Here is a 21,628-nt window from a genome sequence, read left to right on the forward strand (position 1 = left end):
ACTCAACTTATCCTTGGAACGTTATCGCTTTATCAAATGCTTGCTGTAAATCGTCAATCAGATCGGAGGCATCTTCCAGCCCCACAGACAAACGCAGTAATTGCTGAGAAACGCCCGCCTCTTCTAAAGCTGCTTCTCCCATAGCTCGGTGTGTCATAGAAGCGGGGTGACAAATCAAACTTTCGACACCACCTAGTGATTCAGCCAGTGAGAACAACTTGAGTTCACCCACAAAGTACTTCAACTGTTCAAAGCTTCCTGCAAACTCAAAGCTCAACATAGAGCCAAAACCAGACTGCTGTTTCTTGGCAATGTCATGCCCAGGATGTTCAGGCAAGCTTGGGTGATAAATCACTTTGACCAGTGACTGCTGTTTTAAGAACTCGAGAATATGTTGAGAGCTCTCTTCATGCACACGCATGCGAGCACTTAACGTACGAATACCACGTAGCGTCATATAACTATCAAACGGTGTCCCCGTTGCTCCAATACAGTTGCCCCACCACGCAAGCTCTTCCGCGTGTTCTTCTGTTTTGGTGATCACAACGCCACCAATCACATCAGAATGACCATTAATGTATTTGGTGGTTGAATGGATAACAAAGTCAGCGCCCAGCTCTAAAGGCTTTTGGTACACGGGTGTCAGAAAGGTATTATCAACCGCCACTAGTGCACCAACTTGTTTGGCTTTTTCGCAAACAGCAGCGATATCGACGACACGAACCAACGGGTTGGACGGCGTCTCAAGTAAAATGAGTTTTGGTTTCGCTTCAAGTGCAGCAGCTAACGCCGCCTCGTCGCTTTGGTCGACAAACTGAACTTTAAAATCACCCTTTTGCGCACGAGTATTGAATAGTCGGTAACTACCGCCATAGCAGTCATGTGGAGCCACAATAGTGTCTTCAGGCCCTAAGAAAGCCGACGCCCACAGGTTCAGCGCAGACGTACCACAGTTAGTAACAACGGCTCCTTTACCAGATTCGAGCTCATACAGTGCTTGCTCCAGCAAACCACGATTTGGGTTTCCAGAGCGGGTATAGTCGTAAGTAGGCACTTCTCCAAACGCAGGGAAACCATAGTTAGTAGAAAGGTAAATTGGCGGTACCACAGCATGGTGCTGGGTATCTGATTCGATACCAGTACGTACGGCTATTGTCGCTGGCTTCCGATTGCTCATAGAAACTTCCTTTATCAAATCGCATTGGGCTGAAGGGCTGTTATTCAGTGTCTACTTTTGTCAGTGAATATGGAACCAACAAAAGCGGCAAACATTAAAAAATTAACATTGCGTTAAAATGAATGTCCACTTTACTTTCCATTTTGTGAGACGTCAACACTTCTAGACGTCTATATGTCTTTGCTTATGGCAGTAAATCCCGCTAAAATTGCAGCATTCTTATTACTACTACTTATGATTAACATAGCGAAGGTGTGCAATGGCAGATTGGAACGGCGAATACATTAGCCCATACGCGGAGCACGGTAAAAAAAGCGAACAGGTAAAAAAGATCACGGTGTCTATTCCGTTGAAGGTGCTAAAGGTATTGACTGATGAACGTACTCGTCGCCAAATCAATAACTTACGCCACGCAACCAATAGTGAACTATTGTGCGAAGCCTTCCTACACGCCTACACAGGTCAACCGCTTCCAACCGACGAAGACTTGAGAAAAGACCGTCCAGACGAAATTCCAACAGAAGCTAAAGAGCTGATGACAGCAATGGGAATTGAGTTTGAAGCGTTCGATGAAGAGTAAATTCTGACAAGAATGAAAAAAGACGGCATGAATGCCGTCTTTTTTGTTTGATCGTGTATGAGAAATTAAGCCATATAATTTTCTGGCATCTCAATTCGCGCAACACCTGAATCGACTGCGGCTTGAGCAACCGCTTTGGCTACACGTGGCAGCAAACGTGGATCCATTGGTTTTGGAATGATGTACTCTTTGCCAAAAGTAAGTGATTCTACACCAGCCGCTTTAAGCACCTCTTGAGGCACTTCTTCTTTGGCAAGCTCACGAATCGCCTCAACCGCTGCTAGCTTCATTTCGTCATTAATTTCACTTGCACGTACATCAAGTGCACCGCGGAAGATAAATGGGAAACACAGAACATTGTTTACTTGGTTAGGGTAATCAGAGCGCCCCGTTCCCATAATCAGGTCATCACGTACGTCATGAGCAAGTTCAGGTTTGATTTCTGGATCTGGGTTTGAGCAAGCAAACACAATTGGCTTGTCCGCCATCAGCTTCAGAGCTTCTGGTTCAAGTAAGTCAGGGCCCGACACACCTAGAAACAGATCCGCACCTTCAATGACGTCTTCCAAGGTACGCATGTCGGTGTTGTTAGCAAACAGCTCTTTATACTCGTTCAAATCGTCGCGACGAGTATGAATTACACCTTTACGGTCAAGCATGTAGATCTTCTCACGCATCGCGCCACATTTAATCAATAGCTCCATACACGCGATAGCTGCAGCACCAGCACCAAGACATACAATGCGCGCTTCTTTCAGATCTTTACCTTGTAGTTCAATCGCGTTCAGCATACCTGCAGCCGTTACAATCGCGGTACCGTGTTGGTCATCGTGAAACACCGGAACATCACAGCGTTCAATCAGGCGACGTTCAATCTCAAAGCAGTCTGGGGCTTTAATATCTTCTAGGTTGATACCACCGAAGGTATCAGAGATGTTTGCTACCGTATCAACAAACTCATCAATCGTGCGATGTTTCACTTCGATATCAATAGAGTCTAGACCAGCAAAACGCTTAAACAGTAACGCTTTACCTTCCATAACAGGTTTCGACGCCAGTGGGCCTAAGTTACCTAGCCCCAAAATCGCAGTACCGTTAGAGATGACCGCAACCATGTTGCCTTTGGCTGTGTACTTATAAACATTTTCAGAGTTTTGTGCGATTTCACGCACTGGCTCAGCCACACCTGGGCTGTATGCTAGGGCGAGGTCAGCTGCTGAGTCAGCAGACTTAGTCAGAGCAATTTCAATTTTTCCAGGGACGGGGTTGGCATGATAATCAAGCGCCTGTTGGCGAAATTCGTCGATTTTTTGGTCATCGGACATGGTGGCAATCCTGCTTATTCTACGAGTATTAAAGACTGAATGTGTGAGTATAAACCGCTTTGTAATTATTAGCTTTGCTTCTAAAGGGTTACAGACTCAACAGAGTGGACAACACGAACGGGGATACTGACGCATGGTCTGTGTGACAGTGGTTCGTCACTCTGATTTATTAATACTACGCTAGATAGTTAGAATTTTGAATGGATTGTATACAGAATTGTTTTATTTTTGCCTCAAAACAAAAAGGACGCCGAAGCGTCCTTTTCTAGAATCTGCAAAAGTAAGATTACTTCTTGCTAGATAGAGCACCGAAACGCTTGTTGAAGCGATCAACACGGCCGCCTGTATCAACGATACGTTGCTTACCAGTGTAGAATGGGTGGCACTTGTCACATACGTCTAGGTGGATAGAATCTTTACCTAGAGTAGAGTTGAATTCGAATGTGTTGCCGCAAGAGCAAGTTGCTGTTACTGCTTTGTATTCTGGGTGGATACCAGCTTTCATGGGGAAACCTCAAAGTTTAGGCCGTGTCGCCATCCGATTCTAAGCCGGACACCACACGTAGTTTAATAAAAGACTTATGATATCGCTGTTACTGCAATAAATGTAGAATAAGCCATACCATCAAGGCGCAGTATAGTAATGAATAGTGCCTTTAGGATCAACTAAAATTGCCACTTTTTTCGCCACCTTTAGGTGGATTGACTCAGTTTATTCAATTAACGGTTTCTCCTAACGGACATAGCTAGGTAGAATGGCGCTCTCTTTGAACAATATCGATTCCACTATGCGCCCAAACGTAGCTCGTGTTGCACTGCCAGTGCCGCTGGATAAACAGTTCGATTATCTGGTCCCAACGCACCTTTTCCCTGTGGAGGGTGGGCGAGTATCTGTGCCTTTTGGACGCCAAACCTTAGTCGGTATTGTCACTCAATTCAGCCACCAATCAGACTTCCCTATTGATCAGCTCAAACCCATTAAAGCCGCACTTGATGCTAGCCCCGTATGGCCAAAACCATTGTTCGAGCTAATCTCTTGGTGTAGCCAATACTACCAACACCCATTGGGCGACACGTTAAACAACGCTCTCCCCTCGTCGTTACGCAAAGGGAAACCCGCAGAGTTCGCAGCTACCGTTGAGTGGCGTATTACAGAAGCAGGCAAAAATCAGCTCATGGCAGGGTTTGGACGTGCTGTGCAACAAGCAAAAGTCATGCATATGCTGGAGTCCGGCCCTTGTGCTCATCAGGCGTTCATTGATAATGAAGTCAGCTCTAGTGTCTTAAAAACACTTACGGAGAAAGGCTGGATTGAATCGCATGAGAAGCTAGCCCCTACTCCACGTTGGCCAGAAACGATGACTAACCCGCCGACAGAGCTGAGGCTGAATGCTGAACAAGCTGTAGCGATCGCGTCAGTGAATAGCCAAACCGAATTCGGCTGCTACCTGCTGGAAGGGGTGACAGGTTCGGGGAAAACCGAAGTTTATCTGCAAATGATCGCACCAGTACTTGAGCGCGGCCAGCAAGCGCTCGTCTTAGTGCCAGAGATTGGTTTAACACCACAAACCATTAACCGCTTTAAAAAGCGTTTCAACGTGCCTATTGAAGTAATTCACTCAGGGCTTAACGATACCGAACGGTTGAATGCATGGTTGAGTGCTCGTGATAAAGTCGCGGGTATTGTTATTGGCACACGCTCGGCGTTGCTCACACCATTTGCTGATCTCGGCATTATTATCGTCGATGAAGAACACGACACATCATATAAACAGCAAGATAGCCTGCGTTACCACGCTCGTGACGTAGCCGTCATGCGTGCCAATAAAGAACAGATTCCAATTGTACTTGGTTCTGCAACACCATCGATAGAAACTCTGCAAAATGCACTGAGTGGTAAGTACCATCATTTGATTTTGAGCCAACGAGCAGGTCTTGCTGTGCCAACGACCAACAAGGTTATCGATGTCAAAGGGCAATACTTAGAAGCAGGCTTGTCCGCTCCCCTTATTGCTGAGATACGTCGCCACTTAGAGCTGGGTAATCAGGTAATGCTGTTTCTTAACCGTCGAGGTTTCAGCCCAGCATTGATGTGTCATGAATGTGGATGGACCGCTGAGTGCCGTCGCTGCGACGCCTACTACACCTACCATCAATCTAGTAATGAGATTCGCTGCCACCACTGTGGTTCACAGCGACCCACTATTCACCAGTGTGAAAGCTGTGGCTCCAATCAGCTTGTTACCGTTGGTGTGGGTACCGAGCAGCTTGAAGCACAGCTTGAAAGTCTGTTCCCTGATTTTAATACCATTCGAATTGATAGAGACAGCACTCGTCGTAAAGGCAGCCTTGAGAGTGCGCTTGAGGCGATTAAAAAGAATGAATACCAAATACTGATTGGTACGCAAATGCTCGCCAAAGGTCACCACTTCCCGAACGTGACCTTAGTAGCATTATTAGATGTGGATGGCTCGCTATACAGCAGCGATTTCAGAGCGTCAGAAAGACTGGCACAGCTCTTCATCCAAGTAGCCGGCCGCGCAGGCCGAGCGAGTAAGCCCGGTGAAGTGCTGCTGCAAACGCACCACCCTGACCATCCTCTGCTGCAATCACTACTGCATAAAGACTATCGTCATTTTGCAGAAACCGTGATTGAAGAGCGTAAGTTAGCTATGCTGCCACCGTTTAGCTTCCTAACTTTGATTCGTGCCGAAGCTAACAACAGCAATGACGTTGAGGCGTTTTTACGTCAAGTGAGACATTCACTTGAGGCGCATCCGTTATTTGATCATCATTCGATGGTGTTAGGTCCTACACCAGCACCTATTGCTAAGCGAGCAGGGAAAGCGAGATGGCAATTGATGCTTCAAGTACCCATGCGTCCATTGATGCAGAAAATCGTCACCAGCGCTAAGCCCGTCATCGCACAACTGCCACTAGCAAAGAAAGTTCGCTGGTCGATGGATATCGAGCCACAAGATCTCAGCTAAACGGTAAGAATTGATTAATTTCAAAACTATAACTAGCTCTAGTTGTGATAAGCTTCACAATTGCAATGCAAAATATGTTAATCAGCCCGTAACTTTCCGTAGATAAATGAATAATATTTATTAATAGTTCATCATTAAAGCAAACGTTTCATTCGCGCTATTTATTAGATAAATGAAACATTTAACCAAGTTATAACCCGTTAGATTGCATAACAAAACATAATAAGTCGCAGTCTAATTAGTCACACTGAAAATAAGAGGACTCACGTTTATGGCGACAATGAAGGATGTTGCCCAGCTTGCAGGCGTCTCAACGGCTACGGTATCAAGAGCATTGATGAATCCCGAGAAGGTCTCATCATCTACTCGAAAGCGAGTCGAAGATGCCGTTCTCGAAGCTGGCTATTCTCCTAACTCTCTGGCGCGTAACTTACGTAGGAATGAATCCAAGACGATCGTTACCATAGTGCCAGACATCTGTGACCCGTACTTTTCGGAGATCATTCGTGGTATCGAAGATGCGGCAATGGAACATGGGTATTTAGTCCTACTAGGAGATAGCGGACAATCGAAAAAACGTGAAACCTCGTTTGTGAACTTGGTCTTCACTAAGCAAGCGGATGGCATGCTTTTACTCGGCACCGACTTGCCTTTTGATATAAGTAAGCCAGAACAGAAAAACTTACCTCCCATCGTTATGGCCTGTGAGTTTGCCCCTGAACTTGAGCTCCCTACCGTTCATATCGACAACCTGACCTCAGCCTTTGAAGCGGTAAACTATTTGTCGCAATTGGGCCATAAGCGTATCGCACAGATTTCAGGACCTGACACCGCATTTTTATGCCGCTTTAGACAGCAAGGTTACCAGCAAGCATTGCGAAGAGCCGGGCTGCAAATGAACCCTGCTTATACGGTGAAAGGTGACTTTACCTTTGAAGCAGGTGCGCGTTTGATTCGCAGCCTACTTGCCCTGCCGGAGCCTCCAACAGCCATTTTCTGTCATAACGACATCATGGCCATTGGCGCGATGCAAGAAGCGAAGAAACTGGGACTGCGAGTTCCTCAAGATCTTTCCGTAGTTGGTTTCGATGACATTCAGTTCGCTCAGTACTGCGATCCGCCGCTTACTACAGTCTCACAACCTCGTTATGAGATTGGCCGTCAAGCCATGTACATGATGTTAGAAGTACTGAAAGGAGCTGATGTTCGAGCGGGATCGAGGTTACTTGATACTGAACTTGTGATCCGCGACAGTGCTGCTCCTCCAAGAATCCTATAGTTAGCACGATACTGACTTGCAACTTGACCTTGTGGTATTTACCATGAGGTCAGTTATTTAATTCAATTTAGAACCTATCTTCGTGGCAAACCGAGACTATGTAAGGCGTGGCAAAGGCACCAGTCGCCGACCAGCAAAAAAGAAACCTTCCGGCAAAAAACCATGGCGCAGTGGGCTATTGGCGATCGTGCTCGCGGGCGTTTTTGGCTATGGTCTTTACACATTAAGTAATGACCCAGAGCCACCAAAACCAACACCAGCAGCGACAAAGCCAGTCACCAAGCCAAAGTCTAAACCTGCTAAGCCAATTCCACCTCCGCCAGAAGAGAAGTGGGACTATGTCGATACCCTGCCGCAGCGCGAAGTTGAAGTAAAAGCGAAAGAGCAAGTGGTTTCGAAAATTCCGTACATCATGCAGTGCGGCGCCTATAAAACCATGGCTCAAGCCGAAGCACGTAAGCTTGATATAGCTTTCCAAGGGCTCTCAAGTACCATTCGCAAGAAAGAAGGTAGCAGTTGGTTCCGAGTGGTTTTAGGCCCTTACCCACTCAAACGTGACGCTGAGCGAGACAAACACAAATTGCAACGCGCTAAAATAGAGCCGTGTGCGATTTGGAAGGATTCGCAGTAGCTTACTCCTAAACGCGACAGTTCCTGCCTCCTGTGAAAGCAGGGGGCTACTTTCCCCACGCACCAAGCCTATAGAAGATTCCTGTATGCGCAGGTGAACAACCAGTGGAATAACAAAACCTATAGAAAGCAATTCTCTCTTAGGATAACCCCACTTCCCCTTGAAATCCCTTTTCCTCGTCCACATATCCCTTTCATACCCGAATTGAAACCAATATGAGGCAAACGTCGTGACTACTATTGTATCTGTACGCCGAAATAACAAAGTCGTGATCGCTGGTGATGGACAAGTATCCCTGGGCAACACTGTAATGAAAGGGAACGCTCGCAAGGTTCGTAGACTTTATAATAACCAAGTATTGGCAGGCTTCGCTGGCGGTACGGCTGACGCGTTTACTCTTTTTGAGCGCTTTGAAAGCAAACTACAAATGCACCAAGGCCATCTAACCAAGGCCGCCGTTGAACTGGCGAAAGATTGGCGTAGTGATCGTGCGCTGCGTAAACTGGAAGCGTTATTGGCCGTGGCTGATGAAACCGCATCACTGATCATCACTGGTAACGGCGATGTGGTTCAGCCAGAAAATGACCTTATCGCGATTGGTTCAGGCGGCAACTTTGCTCAAGCAGCAGCAACGGCATTACTTGAAAATACCGATTTAGATGCACGTGAAATCGCAGAGAAATCCCTGAAAATCGCTGGCGATATCTGTGTATTTACCAACCATTATCACACTGTTGAAGAACTAGAAAGCGACGCAAAATAACGTCCAAAAAACAAAATAGTGTCTGAATTTTTGTAAGGAATTAATTATGTCTGAGATGACTCCACGCGAGATTGTTCACGAACTAAACCGCCATATTATCGGTCAAGATAAAGCAAAGCGCTCAGTAGCGATTGCACTACGTAACCGCTGGCGTCGTATGCAGCTTGAAGAGAGCTTGCGTGCGGAAGTATCACCGAAAAACATTCTAATGATTGGCCCAACAGGCGTCGGTAAAACCGAAATCGCTCGCCGCCTAGCTAAGCTTGCTAACGCACCGTTCATCAAAGTAGAAGCAACTAAGTTCACCGAAGTGGGCTACGTGGGTAAAGAAGTTGAAACCATCATTCGCGACCTTACTGACGTCGCGATTAAGATGACGCATCAACAAGCCATGGAAAAAGTCACCTTCCGCGCTGAAGAGCAAGCAGAAGAGCGCATTCTTGATGCCCTACTTCCACCAGCTCGTGATGCTTGGGGCCAAAACGAACAGCAAGATGAGAGCTCTTCTAACACTCGTCAGGTTTTCCGTAAAAAACTGCGCGAAGGTAAGCTAGACGACAAAGAGATCGACATCGAAACCGCAGCCCCACAAATGGGCGTTGAAATCATGGCACCTCCTGGCATGGAAGAAATGACCAACCAGCTGCAAAGCATGTTCCAAAACCTGGGTGGTGATACCAAGAAAAAGCGTAAGCTGAAAATCAAAGATGCCTTCAAGGCACTGACTGAAGAAGAAGCCGCTAAACTGGTAAATCAAGAAGAGCTTAAAGAGCAAGCGATCTATAACGTTGAGAACAACGGTATCGTATTTATCGATGAGATCGACAAAATCTGTAAGCGTGGCGAAGCCTCAGGCCCTGATGTGTCTCGTGAAGGTGTGCAGCGTGATCTACTGCCTCTGATAGAAGGCAGCACAGTATCAACTAAACACGGCATGGTTAAGACTGACCATATCCTGTTTATCACATCTGGTGCATTCCAAGTGGCGAAGCCATCAGATTTGATTCCTGAACTGCAAGGTCGTCTCCCTATCCGCGTAGAACTGGAAGCACTGAGCAGCGATGACTTCAAACGCATCCTAACCGAACCTAAAGCGTCATTAACAGAGCAATACATCGCTCTTATGAAGACTGAAGAAGTCGATGTAAGCTTTACGGAAGACGGTATTCAGCAAATTGCTGATGCAGCTTGGACCGTCAACGAAACCACAGAAAACATCGGTGCTCGCCGTCTACATACTGTTATGGAGCGCTTGATGGATGAGATTTCGTTTGATGCCACAGATAAACCAGGCTCAAAGCTCACTATTGATTCAGGCTACGTAAAGTCGAAGCTTGGTGAGTTTGTAGAAGACGAAGATTTAAGTCGCTTTATTCTTTAGATTTAAGCAATCTTAAGTTTGATGAGGTGTCATCTCCAAAAAGGCGGTGACACCTTTTTTTGTGCTACATTTCCCGTATACTAAAACGAACTGAAATTAGAATGCTTGGCTATGAATCAATCTGTTCGTATTTGGCTCGATGCAGCCAGACCTAAAACACTACCACTCGCTTTAGTCTCCATTATCACAGGCAGTGCACTCGCTTTCTCTACTGGCAACATGTCTTGGAGTGTCGCTATACTCGCTCTGCTTACCGCGACCCTGCTGCAGATTCTCTCTAACCTAGCCAATGATTACGGCGATGCAGTCAAAGGCACCGACAACGACAACCGCTTGGGTCCGATGCGGGCGATACAGTCAGGTGAAGTGTCACAGCAAGAGATGAAGAAAGCCATCGTGCTGAATATCATTCTGACTGTGATTGCAGGACTAGGTTTAGTCTTTCATGCGCTGGATTCAATGCAAAACATTTTGGCGTTTATCGGACTCGGTGTATTAGCTATCATCGCTGCCATTGCCTATACCGTCGGCAATAAGCCCTACGGCTACGTAGGACTTGGCGACATTTCAGTTTTCATCTTCTTTGGCCTGCTTGGTGTCTCTGGTACCTACTTTTTACACACTGGCCATATTGACTCTCTACTCTTCTTACCTGCTGTCGGCTGTGGATTACTCGCGGTTGCCGTACTTAACGTCAACAACATGCGTGACATCGAAAATGATAGCGCCTGCGGTAAGCGTACTGTCGCGGTGAGACTGGGTGAGCACAACGCTAAGGTTTACCACTTCACACTGTTATTATTCGCAGTCATCGCCTTTGCAGCTTATCTCGTTCTACAACAATCACCTTTGTGGATCAGCCTGCCTTTTGTCATCAGTCTTATCGTTGTCATTAAACACGGTAGAGCGGTTTGGCACGCAACACAGCCTGCGCAAATTGCCCCTATGATGCCGATTGTGGTGAAGTGTTCATTAGTCACTAATATCCTGTTTTCAGGAGTGGTTATAGCTCAAACTCTGATGACTTAATTGAGCCTTGTCATTGCATTGACCTATTCACCCGATATACTCGATTTATACCTTTTGTAAACTGCAAAGAAGAGTCGCCATGGAATACAGTACTTCAGCCCTATGTGATATCTACCTAGACCAAGTAGACGTTGTTGAACCAATGTTTAGTAACTTTGGCGGCCGAGCCTCATTTGCAGGTCAAATCACTTCGGTTAAATGCTTTGAAGACAACGGGGTTATCCGTGAGATCTTAGAACAAGACGGCGTTGGCCGTGTTCTCCTTATTGATGGGGGCGGTTCACTACGCAAAGCCCTGATTGATGCCGAAATTGCACAATTGGCAGAAGATAACGAATGGGAAGGTCTCATCGTTTATGGCTGCGTGCGCGAAGTGGATGAGCTGGAAGACATGAACCTCGGTATCCAAGCGCTTGCTTCTATTCCGGTAGGTGCTGCTCAATCCGATGTTGGGGAAGTGGATGTGCCAGTTAACTTTGGCGGTGTAACCTTCTTACCGGAAGATTATGTATATGCAGATAATACTGGTGTAATACTTTCTCCAGAGCCGTTGGATGTGAGTTTTGAAGATGAAGAGGCGGTTGAATAACTGTCATAGTACTTATCAGAATAGTGCTCGCTGAGGCAAGCTCCCTACCCGCGCAGGGATGACGGCAAGGTTGCTCGGTGACCATCGGTGGTAAATAGCAAATATAAAAAAACGAGAACTCTAGGTTCTCGTTTTTTTATTCAAATCAGTAACAGTTAGTCATTACCAAATAAGTCACGCGTATACACTTTGTCAGCAACATCAGCCAACTCAGGCAACATACGATTCGAGATAATCAAATCGGCTTCTTGCTTAAACGCATCGACATCTTGAATCACGCGAGAGTGGAAGAAGTGCTCTTCTTTCAGTACAGGCTCATAAACAATGACTTCAATACCTTTCGCCTTAAGACGCTTCATAATGCCCTGAATACTTGACGCTCGGAAGTTATCTGAACCTGACTTCATGATAAGGCGATATACACCAACAACCTTAGGCTCACGCTTCAAGATAGATTCAGCAATAAAGTCTTTACGAGTACGGTTAGCATCAACGATCGCACCAATGATGTTATTTGGTACTTCTTGGTAGTTAGCTAGCAACTGCTTAGTATCTTTTGGTAAACAGTAACCACCATAGCCAAAAGATGGGTTGCAGTAGTGGCCACCTATACGTGGATCCAGCGCAACACCTTCAATGATTTGGCGAGTATCCAATCCAAGTGCTTCAGCATAAGAATCTAGCTCATTGAAGTAAGCAACGCGCATTGCAAGGTAGGTGTTTGAGAACAGTTTCACCGCTTCAGCTTCAGTTGAGTCAGTAAATAACACATCAATGTTCTCTTTTTGAGCCCCTTCCACCAATAGGTCAGCGAACACTTTTGCACGTTCACTGCGCTCACCGATAATAATGCGAGACGGGTTCAGGTTGTCATAAAGGGCGCTACCTTCACGTAAAAACTCTGGTGAGAAGAACACGTTCTCAGTACCCAGCTCTTCACGAACACGAGCGCTGTAACCAACGGGTACGGTGGACTTGATAACAATGACCGCATCAGGATTAATCGCCATCACATCTTTGATCACCGCTTCAACAGAGCTAGTATTAAAGTAGTTAGTTTGCGGATCATAATCTGTCGGTGTAGAAACAATCACATAGTCCGCACCAGAATATGCTAACTCTTTGTCCAGAGTAGCCGTAAAATTTAAGTCGTCACGCTTCAAAAATGCTTCAATTTCACTATCAACAATCGGCGATTGTCCATTGCACAGCATGTCCACTTTTTCCGCGTTAATATCAACCGCTACTACCTCATGGTTCTGAGCCAGCAACATCGCATTTGATAGGCCTACATAGCCTGTTCCTGCAACCGCTATTTTCATAGTTTCATCTTACAAATTGATTATCATTTTTAGCTGGTTATCTAAGGCATCATTATTTATGTGGACACACTTAGTAAAGTCACCAGTTTCTCTAACTCTGTATTATTGACAGCGAGCGCTAAGCAATCAAGTAACACTTTGTCTCACTTGTTATTTAGACGTGCTTGGCTAACGTATACGATCTCCAGCACCCTTACCAATGGCTGTTGCGATAATTAGCCTAACGTACTGAGATAGTGAGTGGTTGCTTATCATTCTGGCATCTACTTGTGCTAACTTTTTCGGCTCAGACATATCGATGCCATTTACCTGAGCCAACCCAGTAATGCCAGGCAGTACTTTATCCACACCTAACTCGCGTCTCTCTTCAATAAGTTCTTCTTGATTAAACAAACAAGGCCTAGGACCTACAAAACTCATTTCACCTTTAAGCACATTAACCAGTTGAGGCAACTCATCAAGCTTAGTTTTTCGAAGAATAGACCCCAACTTAGTGACCGATCGAGCATCTACCATATGCGTCGCTACCGATTGTGTTGATACCACCATCGTTCGGAATTTGTACAAGGTAAAAGCTTTTCCTTCTTTACCAACTCGCGTCTGGCTGAAAATCGGAGAATCACTATCCATTCGGCCAACAAGATAGACAACAAGCATCACTGGCCATAAGAGACATAGCCCTGTTATTGCAAATACAAAATCTAAAAGTCGTGTTAAAGGTGTGTTCATTGCGCTTCGCTATCCTTTACTAATTTTAATATACCTTGCTTAAAAGAATATGGAGGGGTCCAGTTCAAAGTCTGCTTTGCATGGCTGATGTCAAACTGAAGGCTACCAAACATTCGTTCAGCAATATTCTCCTTCCCTAGTACTTTAAGCAATCCACCTAAAATAGAGGTGGGAATAGGGAGCAGCTTGATGCGATTTTCATAGGCATTAGCCAACTCTATTATCAGCTCAGTAGTAGAGACATCATCATCGTCCGAGACCAAAAATGTCTGATTAGCTGCTGAAGGGTGCTCAAGACAACAGCCAATAATATCAACCAAATTTTCAAGGGAGATAAGGCTTCGCTGATTATTGATGGCCCCGAATGGCAAAGGCAGAGCGGTTTGACTCAATTTCATTAAAGCAGCAAAGTTCGCTTTGACTCCGGATCCATAAACCAAAGGGGGACGTATGATCACAATTTCCATACCAGTCTCTTCCGCAAGTCTGGCTAGCGCAATCTCAGCTTCATACTTACTAATCGCGTATGGATCGATAGGAGACTTAACAACAAACTCCGTCATCGGATGTCCTAGTTCACTGCGTTCGCCATTCACTTTAGCAGTGCTGATGAATATGAATCGCTTTACACCTGCGGCCGCGGCTTGTTGAGCCAATCTAATTGTCGCATGTGTGTTCACTTCCCTATATTCGTTTATCGGACTCTGAGCCGTATCATTCAGAATATGCGCACGAGCAGCGCAATGAACAAGCACTTCTACTTGTTGTTCACGTAAAGCTTTCTCTACTTCAAACGAGGTAGATAGATCTATTTCGATTGTATCGTTAGCACAACCCTTTCGTATCATTGGTATTGGAATATACCTAGGAGATTGCTTTAACGTCCTCACCAGAGCTTTACCCAAAAAGCCAGAGGCTCCAGTAACTGCTATATTATTCACACCCGCCTCGCTCATTGACTACTTTGCTGAGTATTATGCCTCAAAATCAGGAATTTGCTTAACTAAGTCCTAAATCATTGAAGTTAAATGCATTTGTGAACCACTTCGTACTTCTACCTGCCCCGTAACTGCTATCATCTAGCTAGTTTGGCTGACAACAGGTAGAATATAGGAAAACATCATAACCAAAACACACTCGTTAGCGGCTAGGTTTATCATGCTATCTCACACGCCTTTCAATTTTCTCCTCTCGGCTGACAGAAAGCTAAAGCGAGCAATAACAATAACATACGACATTATTGCTATTGTTTTTTCTTTATATTTGGCAATCGCACTACGCCTAAATGAGTACTTTTTTGAACTACATGTTTCAGAAGTTCTCAGCCTTGTTAGCACCGTGATTGTTACCATTGTATGTTTCATAAATTTAGGCATGTACCGGGCAGTATTGCGTTATATGATGCTGCCTGCGTTGAGCAATATTTTCTTTGCTGTTTTCCTTTCGGCAATGACCCTTGCCCTCTCTGGTTTCTTTTTTCACACCTTTATTCCAAGAAGTGTTCCTTTTATCTATGCTGGCTTAGCTATTTTAACGCTTGGCGGACCACGAGTACTCATTCGTTCTGTGTATTATCAAGTCTACAAACGTAAAAAACCTAACGTCTTCATCTACGGCGCAGGAGCTGCAGGCCGAGATCTTGCGAGTGCACTAATTCAGGGTACTGAATTTCACCCAGTAGCTCTTCTTGATGATGACCCAGAAAAAGTTGGGCAGATATTTTACGGTGTGCGTGTTTACCACAGCTCTGACTTTGATGATTTAAAGGGGCTATATAGTCCAGTAAAAGTACTATTAGCTGTAAATAACATAGGAAAAGGTGAGCGCTTAAGATTACTCGAAAAGGTATCGCACTGGCCGGTAGAGATATTGTCCGTTCCATCGGTGGAAGATATAGCGATGGGGAAAGCAGACTCGACAGAGGTCAAGGATTTGGATATCGCGGACCTGCTTGGCCGTGAAGCTGTTGAACCTGACATGACACTTATGGCAAAGAACATTGAGGGAGCCAGTGTCATGGTAACAGGCGCTGGAGGCTCGATTGGCTCGGAGCTTTGCCGCCAAATCCTTCGCCTGAAACCTCGTTCACTGGTTATATTTGAGCTTAACGAATATAACTTGTATAAGATCGATCAAGAACTAAACAGTATCAAAGAACGTTTAAACCTCGATGTAGCTATTATTTCAGTATTAGGGTCAGTCCAACGCCAGAATCGTTTAGAAAAAACCATGTTAGCTAACAAGGTAAATACCGTTTTTCACGCAGCTGCCTATAAACATGTACCACTTGTCGAGAGCAATATTGTTGAGGGGGTGCGTAACAACGTATTTGGTACCTTATATTGCGCTCAAGCAGCGATTAACTGCAATGTGCGACATTTTACCCTGATCTCTACTGATAAAGCGGTTAGACCAACAAACGTCATGGGAGCAACGAAGCGTATGGCTGAGTTGGTTCTACAAGCACTCGCTGACAAACAGCATGGTACCACCTTCACCATGGTGCGTTTTGGTAATGTACTAGGTTCATCAGGGTCTGTGGTACCACTGTTTAAACAACAAATTCGTAAAGGAGGGCCTGTTACAGTGACCCACCCAGATATCATTCGTTACTTTATGTTGATTCCAGAGGCAGCACAACTAGTTATTCAAGCCGGTGCTATGGGTCATAATGGGCAAGTATTTGTCCTAGACATGGGAGAGCCCGTGAGAATTCTGGATCTTGCCAAACGGATGATACACTTGATGGGCATGAGAGAGCACATTGATGAATGTGGTCAGGAAGGCGATATCACTATCAAGTTTACTGGTTTGCGCCCTGGCGAAAAACTGTATGAGGAACTGTTGATTGGTGACAATGTGGAAGGTAGTGGACATAAAAAGATCATGATGGCCAAGGAAGAGATGCTAACGTGGACCCACATGGAGCCGCTTTTATTAGAGCTTGATACTTACTGTCATAATTTTGATGAAGAATGTATCATACGTATCCTCTTAGATGCGCCAACTGGATTTACCCCCAACAAAGAACCAGCTAATTGAGAACCAAATGAAAGTACTACATGTTTACCGCACTTGCTATCCTGAAACTCGCGGTGGAGTAGAGCAAGTTATCCGCTACATTACTCAAGGATGCCAACAGTATGGTGTAAAAAGCAAGGTACTTTCAGTATCCCACAACGAAAGTTATTCTGTAGACGTGCAGGGAACAGAGGTTATCCTATGCAAGGCAGATATGGAGATCGCTTCAAACAGCTTTTCTTTTCAACTCTTTTCAGAGTTCAAACGACTAGCTGAATGGGCCGACATTATCCACTTCCATTACCCTTGGCCTACTGGCGATCTGCTTTCACTTATCAACAAAGAAAAGCCTTCATTAGTAACCTACCATTCGGATATCATTAAGCAGAAGTGGTTAAAGAAAGTTTATAAACCCCTCGAGACTTTTTTCTTGTCTAACGTGGATGCCATCGTTGCCACATCACCGCAGTATCAGGCTCAAAGCGCCAACCTACTAAAATACAGCAAAAAAAACCATGTAATACCACTAGCTGTGGACCCTGAAGACTATATGTCTCCCAACACAAACTGGAGTAGCGACGATCAATATCGTTTTCTGAAGAGTGATTATTTTCTTTTTGTAGGCGTTTTGCGGTATTACAAAGGACTGCACTACCTATTGGACGCTGCAAAAAAAACGAATGCTACAATTGTTATCGCAGGTGACGGGCCACTCTACGGAGAGCTGAAGCAGAGAATTGCCAATGAAAGTATACAGAACGTAATACTAACTGGTTATATCAGTGATTCAGAAAAACTTAAGTTGCTAGCAAATTGTAAAGCTTTTGTCTTCCCGTCTCATATGAAATCAGAAGCCTTTGGCGTATCACTTATAGAAGCTCAAATGCTAAAAAAGGCAATAATTAGTTGTGAGATATCAACTGGCACCAGCTACGTAAATATTCATGGCGAAACGGGATTAGTTGTTCCTCCAGGAGATGCCGAAAGCCTGACAAGTGCAATAGAAGAACTCAATAAGGATTCTCATAAAAGAAGTAAACTCGGCCAAAACGGCTTTAATAGGGCGCTATCACTATTCACGATAGAAAAGCAGGCACAACAATATCACCTACTCTACTCAGCAATTTCAGGAAAGTCTAAGCATTGATGAAGATAGGAATAGATGCACGTCCTTTGAGCCATAAGCTCACTGGTATTGGACGTTATACATACAACGTTCTATTAAATCTAATTGAGCTCTATCCTGATGTGGAATGGTTCTTATACTCTGACCGCCCACTACTAATGGAGTTTGATTATCCAAACGTACGCTTGCGTACGGGTAAAAATACCAGCTCTTTGACTAGTACGATATTTTCTCAATCAATTTTTCCATTTTGGGCAATAAATGACAAGCTGAACACATTTTGGTCGCCCCGTCACCACTTACCTCTTTTACTTTTTTTCATAAAAAATATACACAAAGTAGTGACAATACACGATATAGTCTGGATAAGACACCCAAAGACAATGTCCAGATTTAGTCTGATTTTGGAAAGGTTGCTGTTTCCAATGTCTGTTAAAATAGCCGACATAATTATTACCGTCTCAGAATTTACAAAAAGCGAACTTTTAGGAGAGTTTAGCTCTACATGCAATAAAACATACCCTATTCCTCTGCAAAGCTTTATTAAAGATACAGATATCATTAATAAGCCACCAAGACTAATAGAAGACAGTTATATTCTCTTTGTGGGTACTCTAGAGCCGAGAAAGAACTTAGAAAATCTACTTCGCGCTTTTCGCATAGTGCTCAAAAATAATGGCGATCTGAAGTTAGTAATAGTCGGCAAAGATGGCTGGGGAGACACTAAGATATCTGACCTAGTAAAAGAGCTTGGGTTAGAGGAGTTCATCATTATCACAGGCTTTGTCTCCGACAAAGAACTTTTGTCTCTGTATATGCACTGTGATATCCTTGCGATGCCCTCGCTCTATGAAGGTTTTGGACTTCCAGCATTAGAGGCGCTATCGCTAAAAAGAAAAGTCGTAGTAAGTCAAAAAAATGCGATAGCTGAGACTAAGGGTGACAATGTTTTCATCACTGATTTAGACGACAAATCCATCGCCAATACACTTGAACGAGCCCTAAGTCACTCCTCGAACAACTATGCAAATGTAAGCAATGATTGGGCTATGGTCGCAGAAAGTACATTTAAAAGATTGAAATCAGAGCATTAACTTTTTAAAGTTCACTACCTAATAGTTTTCTTATATTAAACGAAAACTATTAGGCCTTACTCTTTAATAAAATCTTGAACCTCTCCAGTGCATATATAAATAAAATACCTATTAATAAATACTATAGAAAGCACCTAAGCTAATTAATATCACAAAAGACAAACCAATTTTACGCTATTTCAAATCATCTACCTTCTCGCCTACGGCGAGACTTTTCAATGTAAATATACTACAACCACGAGAATTACTAAAATCAATTCTCAAATAGTTGATACCCAATGGAGAAATAATATTTCCCAAAGAAATTTGATTAAGACCTTCTTGTATTTCCACTCTTAAACTTGAGTCTTCTGTGAAATGCTCTTCCTGTGTTTTCCAGAAAACTTGTATTGGATATGACTTATTAGCACTAAGTTCATCAATACATTGAAAGTCTAATTGTAAGTAAGAACTGCTTTGATTATTAACTATAGGTTTGTCAACCTCATAAATCAATAAAGGGTGTTGTCCAGATAGCTCAAACTCTATTGAATTTTCAGAATTGATAGAGTGAGATTTTGTCAATGATAAAGAAGAAAGAGAAGACAATGTAAGATCATGATAAGCATAAAGCGGTGGTTTTACAGTGAATACTTCCTCTAAAGAGGATCTTTCCACTATGGTATAAAGAACAAGATCCGGCTTCCAATTTAATATTAGTTCCGGATAATGTAGACTTCCCAACAACCTGTGACCAATGCTGCTTTAGTACACTACTAAAAGTACCTGTCATATACGGTAATAATGCATCACCAAATGAATCACTTAGCCATAGCACTTTCATATTATTGAGGGCATCTTCGTTCTCAATTAAATTGAGGAGGTGATTGTTCCCAAAGTTATTCTGACTTCCGGAATATATAATATTACCTTCATTGTAACTATACACTGTATGCTTTATATTTTTATTGATGCCTGTAAATACTTCAATATCACTAGTTACTGCCTCAATGCCAAGAAACCTTGATAAATCCCCCCCCCTTTCTTAAATTAGTGTAAGAAACTTTGCTCCAAGATGCGGGTGGGATATTTATGTGAACATCTTTTACCAATTTATCTAAATAATTCTCAAATGCTACACTTGCCCCATAATTATTCCAATGTGTATCTGTCCGGTAATATGGGTCTGCAGTATTCCTCGCATGTCTCAGATCATCGATGGAGTTGACATATATAGGACTGTTGTATAGGTGGTGCGATAAGGAGTAGTTGGGGGTTCTAGCCCACAAGGGTAGTTTGTCAGAATAAACCGTACTTTTATTTGGACCTAATATGATAGAAAAATTTTTAACTCCTTCTGTTCTAAAAAACGAGTCCCATTCTTCTAATGATCTAATGATACTTTTGGAACGTTCGATTACTTCAACATGATCTGAGCCAAGTCGATTATTCGAAATTGTTGATGCGTATTGGTCGCCCAAAAATAGCCAATTATCATAACCTACAACAACAGAATCAGGGTTAGTGCTGATTCCAAGCTCTACCAAAATTGGATTAATTCGGGACAATATATTATCTAGAGAAAAAATTGTTTTACAGAGCGTGAGTTTAGTTCGCTGAACATATTAGAATTCAGATAAAAATTAAAAGCTGGTAATATAGCCAACGTAATAAAGACTACAAATATAAATCTAATTATCATCATATAGTACTTAGAAATTAAAATAGAGAAACACCGAACTGGTTGAAGTAACAATCATATATACTGACAATGAAAACATGACACCACAAAGCAATAACTTAGTATTGGTTAATTTGTCTCCAATCAGCTCGACAGAGTTTTTCTGCGCGATGATAATAAAAGATAACATTATTAACAAAACCGCACTTAAATTTGCTGCCAATCCGAATGGAATGAATTTGCTTAGTATATCTACGTTTGTTCCCAACCAAGACAGTTGACTTGCTGGAACACTACTTCTATCTGACAACATCGAAGATATATCAAACATACCATTAATAACATTGAGTGCAATATCTATATTTTCAGCTCTGAAAAATATCCAAGTAAAACTGACAAAGAAGAATGTAATTGTCCACGCTAGATAGGAATTTAAATTTCCACCGTATCGTTTCCAGGTTCTATGGACTACCAATGCTCCACCATGCAGAGCTCCCCAAAGCACGAACATCCAACTAGCACCGTGCCATAGACCTCCGATTAGGAATGTAATGAATAGATTGAAGTACGTACTATTACCTCCCTTTCTTGAACCTCCTAATGGAATATATATGTAATCACGTAAAAACCGTCCTAATGTAATATGCCAACGTCTCCAAAACTCCTGAATATCTAACGATTTATACGGAGAGTTAAAGTTAATAGGCAATCTAATATTAAATAATAGCGTGGCTTCCATAGCCATGTCACAATAACCACTGAAGTCAAAGTACAATTGAAATGTATAGCTAAGACTAGTCACCCAAGCATCATAAAATTCAAGCTGAGAACCCGAGGAAAATCCAATGTCAGCCCAACTTGCGAACGAATCAGCTATGACCACTTTTTTAAATAAACCAAGAGAGAAAATTAAAATACCAAGACTAATGTTC

The 21,628-nt window shown here is 43.4% G+C and carries 20 protein-coding genes; 11 read left to right on the plus strand and 9 right to left on the minus strand.

Features of this window, described 5'->3' with window-relative positions; translation table 11 throughout:
* Window positions 1–7: 7 nt before the first annotated feature.
* Window positions 8–1,177 (minus strand): O-succinylhomoserine (thiol)-lyase, encoded by a 1,170-nt coding sequence (locus tag AWH66_RS16840; protein ID WP_063603933.1) that lies wholly within the window; start codon window positions 1,175–1,177, stop codon window positions 8–10.
* Window positions 1,178–1,436: 259 nt separating this feature from the next.
* Between AWH66_RS16840 and metJ the strand changes: the two genes are divergently transcribed.
* The gene (metJ, locus tag AWH66_RS16845) at window positions 1,437–1,757 is read left to right on the plus strand and encodes a met regulon transcriptional regulator MetJ (RefSeq protein ID WP_063603932.1); all 321 of its coding nucleotides are present in this window, start codon (window positions 1,437–1,439) and stop codon (window positions 1,755–1,757) included.
* A gap of 65 nt (window positions 1,758–1,822) precedes the next feature.
* Here metJ and AWH66_RS16850 read toward each other — a convergent pair whose 3' ends face one another.
* Window positions 1,823–3,082 carry a malic enzyme-like NAD(P)-binding protein gene (locus tag AWH66_RS16850; protein WP_063603931.1) on the minus strand — a complete coding sequence of 420 codons (1,260 nt, stop codon included), beginning with the start codon at window positions 3,080–3,082 and terminating at the stop codon, window positions 1,823–1,825.
* Window positions 3,083–3,368: 286 nt separating this feature from the next.
* Complete coding sequence (gene rpmE / locus AWH66_RS16855) at window positions 3,369–3,587, minus strand: 50S ribosomal protein L31 (protein ID WP_006071169.1); 219 nt, start codon at window positions 3,585–3,587, stop codon at window positions 3,369–3,371.
* Between the two features lie 283 nt (window positions 3,588–3,870).
* Between rpmE and priA the strand changes: the two genes are divergently transcribed.
* From priA to rraA, 7 genes are all read left to right on the plus strand, one after another.
* A complete protein-coding gene (gene priA, locus AWH66_RS16860) occupies window positions 3,871–6,072 on the plus strand; it encodes a primosomal protein N' (protein ID WP_063603979.1) in 2,202 nt (733 codons plus the stop codon).
* Between the two features lie 271 nt (window positions 6,073–6,343).
* On the plus strand, window positions 6,344–7,351 hold the full coding sequence (cytR, locus tag AWH66_RS16865) for a DNA-binding transcriptional regulator CytR (RefSeq protein ID WP_006071173.1): 1,008 nt from the start codon (window positions 6,344–6,346) through the stop codon (window positions 7,349–7,351).
* Window positions 7,352–7,433: 82 nt separating this feature from the next.
* Entirely contained in the window at window positions 7,434–7,982 is a 549-nt protein-coding gene (locus AWH66_RS16870) for an SPOR domain-containing protein (RefSeq protein ID WP_063603930.1), read from the plus strand.
* A 229-nt stretch (window positions 7,983–8,211) separates the two neighbouring features.
* A complete protein-coding gene (hslV, locus tag AWH66_RS16875) occupies window positions 8,212–8,745 on the plus strand; it encodes an ATP-dependent protease subunit HslV (RefSeq protein ID WP_006071177.1) in 534 nt (177 codons plus the stop codon).
* A gap of 46 nt (window positions 8,746–8,791) precedes the next feature.
* The gene (gene hslU, locus AWH66_RS16880) at window positions 8,792–10,126 is read left to right on the plus strand and encodes an HslU--HslV peptidase ATPase subunit (protein WP_071487860.1); all 1,335 of its coding nucleotides are present in this window, start codon (window positions 8,792–8,794) and stop codon (window positions 10,124–10,126) included.
* Window positions 10,127–10,237: 111 nt separating this feature from the next.
* Complete coding sequence (locus tag AWH66_RS16885; protein ID WP_063603928.1) at window positions 10,238–11,155, plus strand: 1,4-dihydroxy-2-naphthoate polyprenyltransferase; 918 nt, start codon at window positions 10,238–10,240, stop codon at window positions 11,153–11,155.
* Window positions 11,156–11,234: 79 nt separating this feature from the next.
* Entirely contained in the window at window positions 11,235–11,744 is a 510-nt protein-coding gene (gene rraA, locus AWH66_RS16890; protein WP_063603927.1) for a ribonuclease E activity regulator RraA, read from the plus strand.
* A gap of 155 nt (window positions 11,745–11,899) precedes the next feature.
* Here rraA and AWH66_RS16895 read toward each other — a convergent pair whose 3' ends face one another.
* From AWH66_RS16895 to AWH66_RS16905, 3 genes are all read right to left on the minus strand, one after another.
* The gene (locus AWH66_RS16895) at window positions 11,900–13,066 is read right to left on the minus strand and encodes a nucleotide sugar dehydrogenase (RefSeq protein ID WP_063603926.1); all 1,167 of its coding nucleotides are present in this window, start codon (window positions 13,064–13,066) and stop codon (window positions 11,900–11,902) included.
* Window positions 13,067–13,234: 168 nt separating this feature from the next.
* The gene (locus AWH66_RS16900) at window positions 13,235–13,795 is read right to left on the minus strand and encodes a sugar transferase (protein WP_063603925.1); all 561 of its coding nucleotides are present in this window, start codon (window positions 13,793–13,795) and stop codon (window positions 13,235–13,237) included.
* Complete coding sequence (locus AWH66_RS16905; protein ID WP_240495632.1) at window positions 13,792–14,736, minus strand: NAD-dependent epimerase/dehydratase family protein; 945 nt, start codon at window positions 14,734–14,736, stop codon at window positions 13,792–13,794. Before AWH66_RS16905 ends, AWH66_RS16900 begins: the two co-directional genes overlap by 4 nt.
* A 217-nt stretch (window positions 14,737–14,953) precedes the next feature.
* Here AWH66_RS16905 and AWH66_RS16910 point away from each other — a divergent pair, with 217 nt between their 5' ends.
* The 3 genes from AWH66_RS16910 to AWH66_RS25980 all read left to right on the plus strand — a co-directional run bounded on the left by AWH66_RS16910 (window position 14,954) and on the right by AWH66_RS25980 (window position 19,036).
* Window positions 14,954–16,837 carry a nucleoside-diphosphate sugar epimerase/dehydratase gene (locus AWH66_RS16910; protein ID WP_063603923.1) on the plus strand — a complete coding sequence of 628 codons (1,884 nt, stop codon included), beginning with the start codon at window positions 14,954–14,956 and terminating at the stop codon, window positions 16,835–16,837.
* A gap of 7 nt (window positions 16,838–16,844) precedes the next feature.
* Complete coding sequence (locus AWH66_RS16915) at window positions 16,845–17,963, plus strand: glycosyltransferase (RefSeq protein ID WP_063603922.1); 1,119 nt, start codon at window positions 16,845–16,847, stop codon at window positions 17,961–17,963.
* Window positions 17,964–18,367: 404 nt separating this feature from the next.
* Window positions 18,368–19,036: a glycosyltransferase family 4 protein gene (locus tag AWH66_RS25980; protein WP_167360966.1), complete on the plus strand. Its 669-nt coding sequence runs from the start codon at window positions 18,368–18,370 to the stop codon at window positions 19,034–19,036.
* 174 nt (window positions 19,037–19,210) lie between these two features.
* Here AWH66_RS25980 and AWH66_RS16925 read toward each other — a convergent pair whose 3' ends face one another.
* The 3 genes from AWH66_RS16925 to AWH66_RS26075 all read right to left on the minus strand — a co-directional run bounded on the left by AWH66_RS16925 (window position 19,211) and on the right by AWH66_RS26075 (window position 21,624).
* Entirely contained in the window at window positions 19,211–19,759 is a 549-nt protein-coding gene (locus tag AWH66_RS16925; protein ID WP_143081527.1) for a hypothetical protein, read from the minus strand.
* A 263-nt stretch (window positions 19,760–20,022) separates the two neighbouring features.
* Window positions 20,023–20,583 carry an alginate O-acetyltransferase AlgX-related protein gene (locus tag AWH66_RS26300; protein ID WP_167360967.1) on the minus strand — a complete coding sequence of 187 codons (561 nt, stop codon included), beginning with the start codon at window positions 20,581–20,583 and terminating at the stop codon, window positions 20,023–20,025.
* A gap of 144 nt (window positions 20,584–20,727) precedes the next feature.
* Window positions 20,728–21,624, minus strand: a complete 897-nt coding sequence (locus AWH66_RS26075; RefSeq protein WP_206360057.1) for an MBOAT family O-acyltransferase — start codon at window positions 21,622–21,624, stop codon at window positions 20,728–20,730.
* Window positions 21,625–21,628: the final 4 nt, after the last annotated feature.

The sequence above is a fragment of the Vibrio barjaei genome (assembly GCF_001639065.2).
GTDB lineage: Bacteria > Pseudomonadota > Gammaproteobacteria > Enterobacterales > Vibrionaceae > Vibrio > Vibrio barjaei.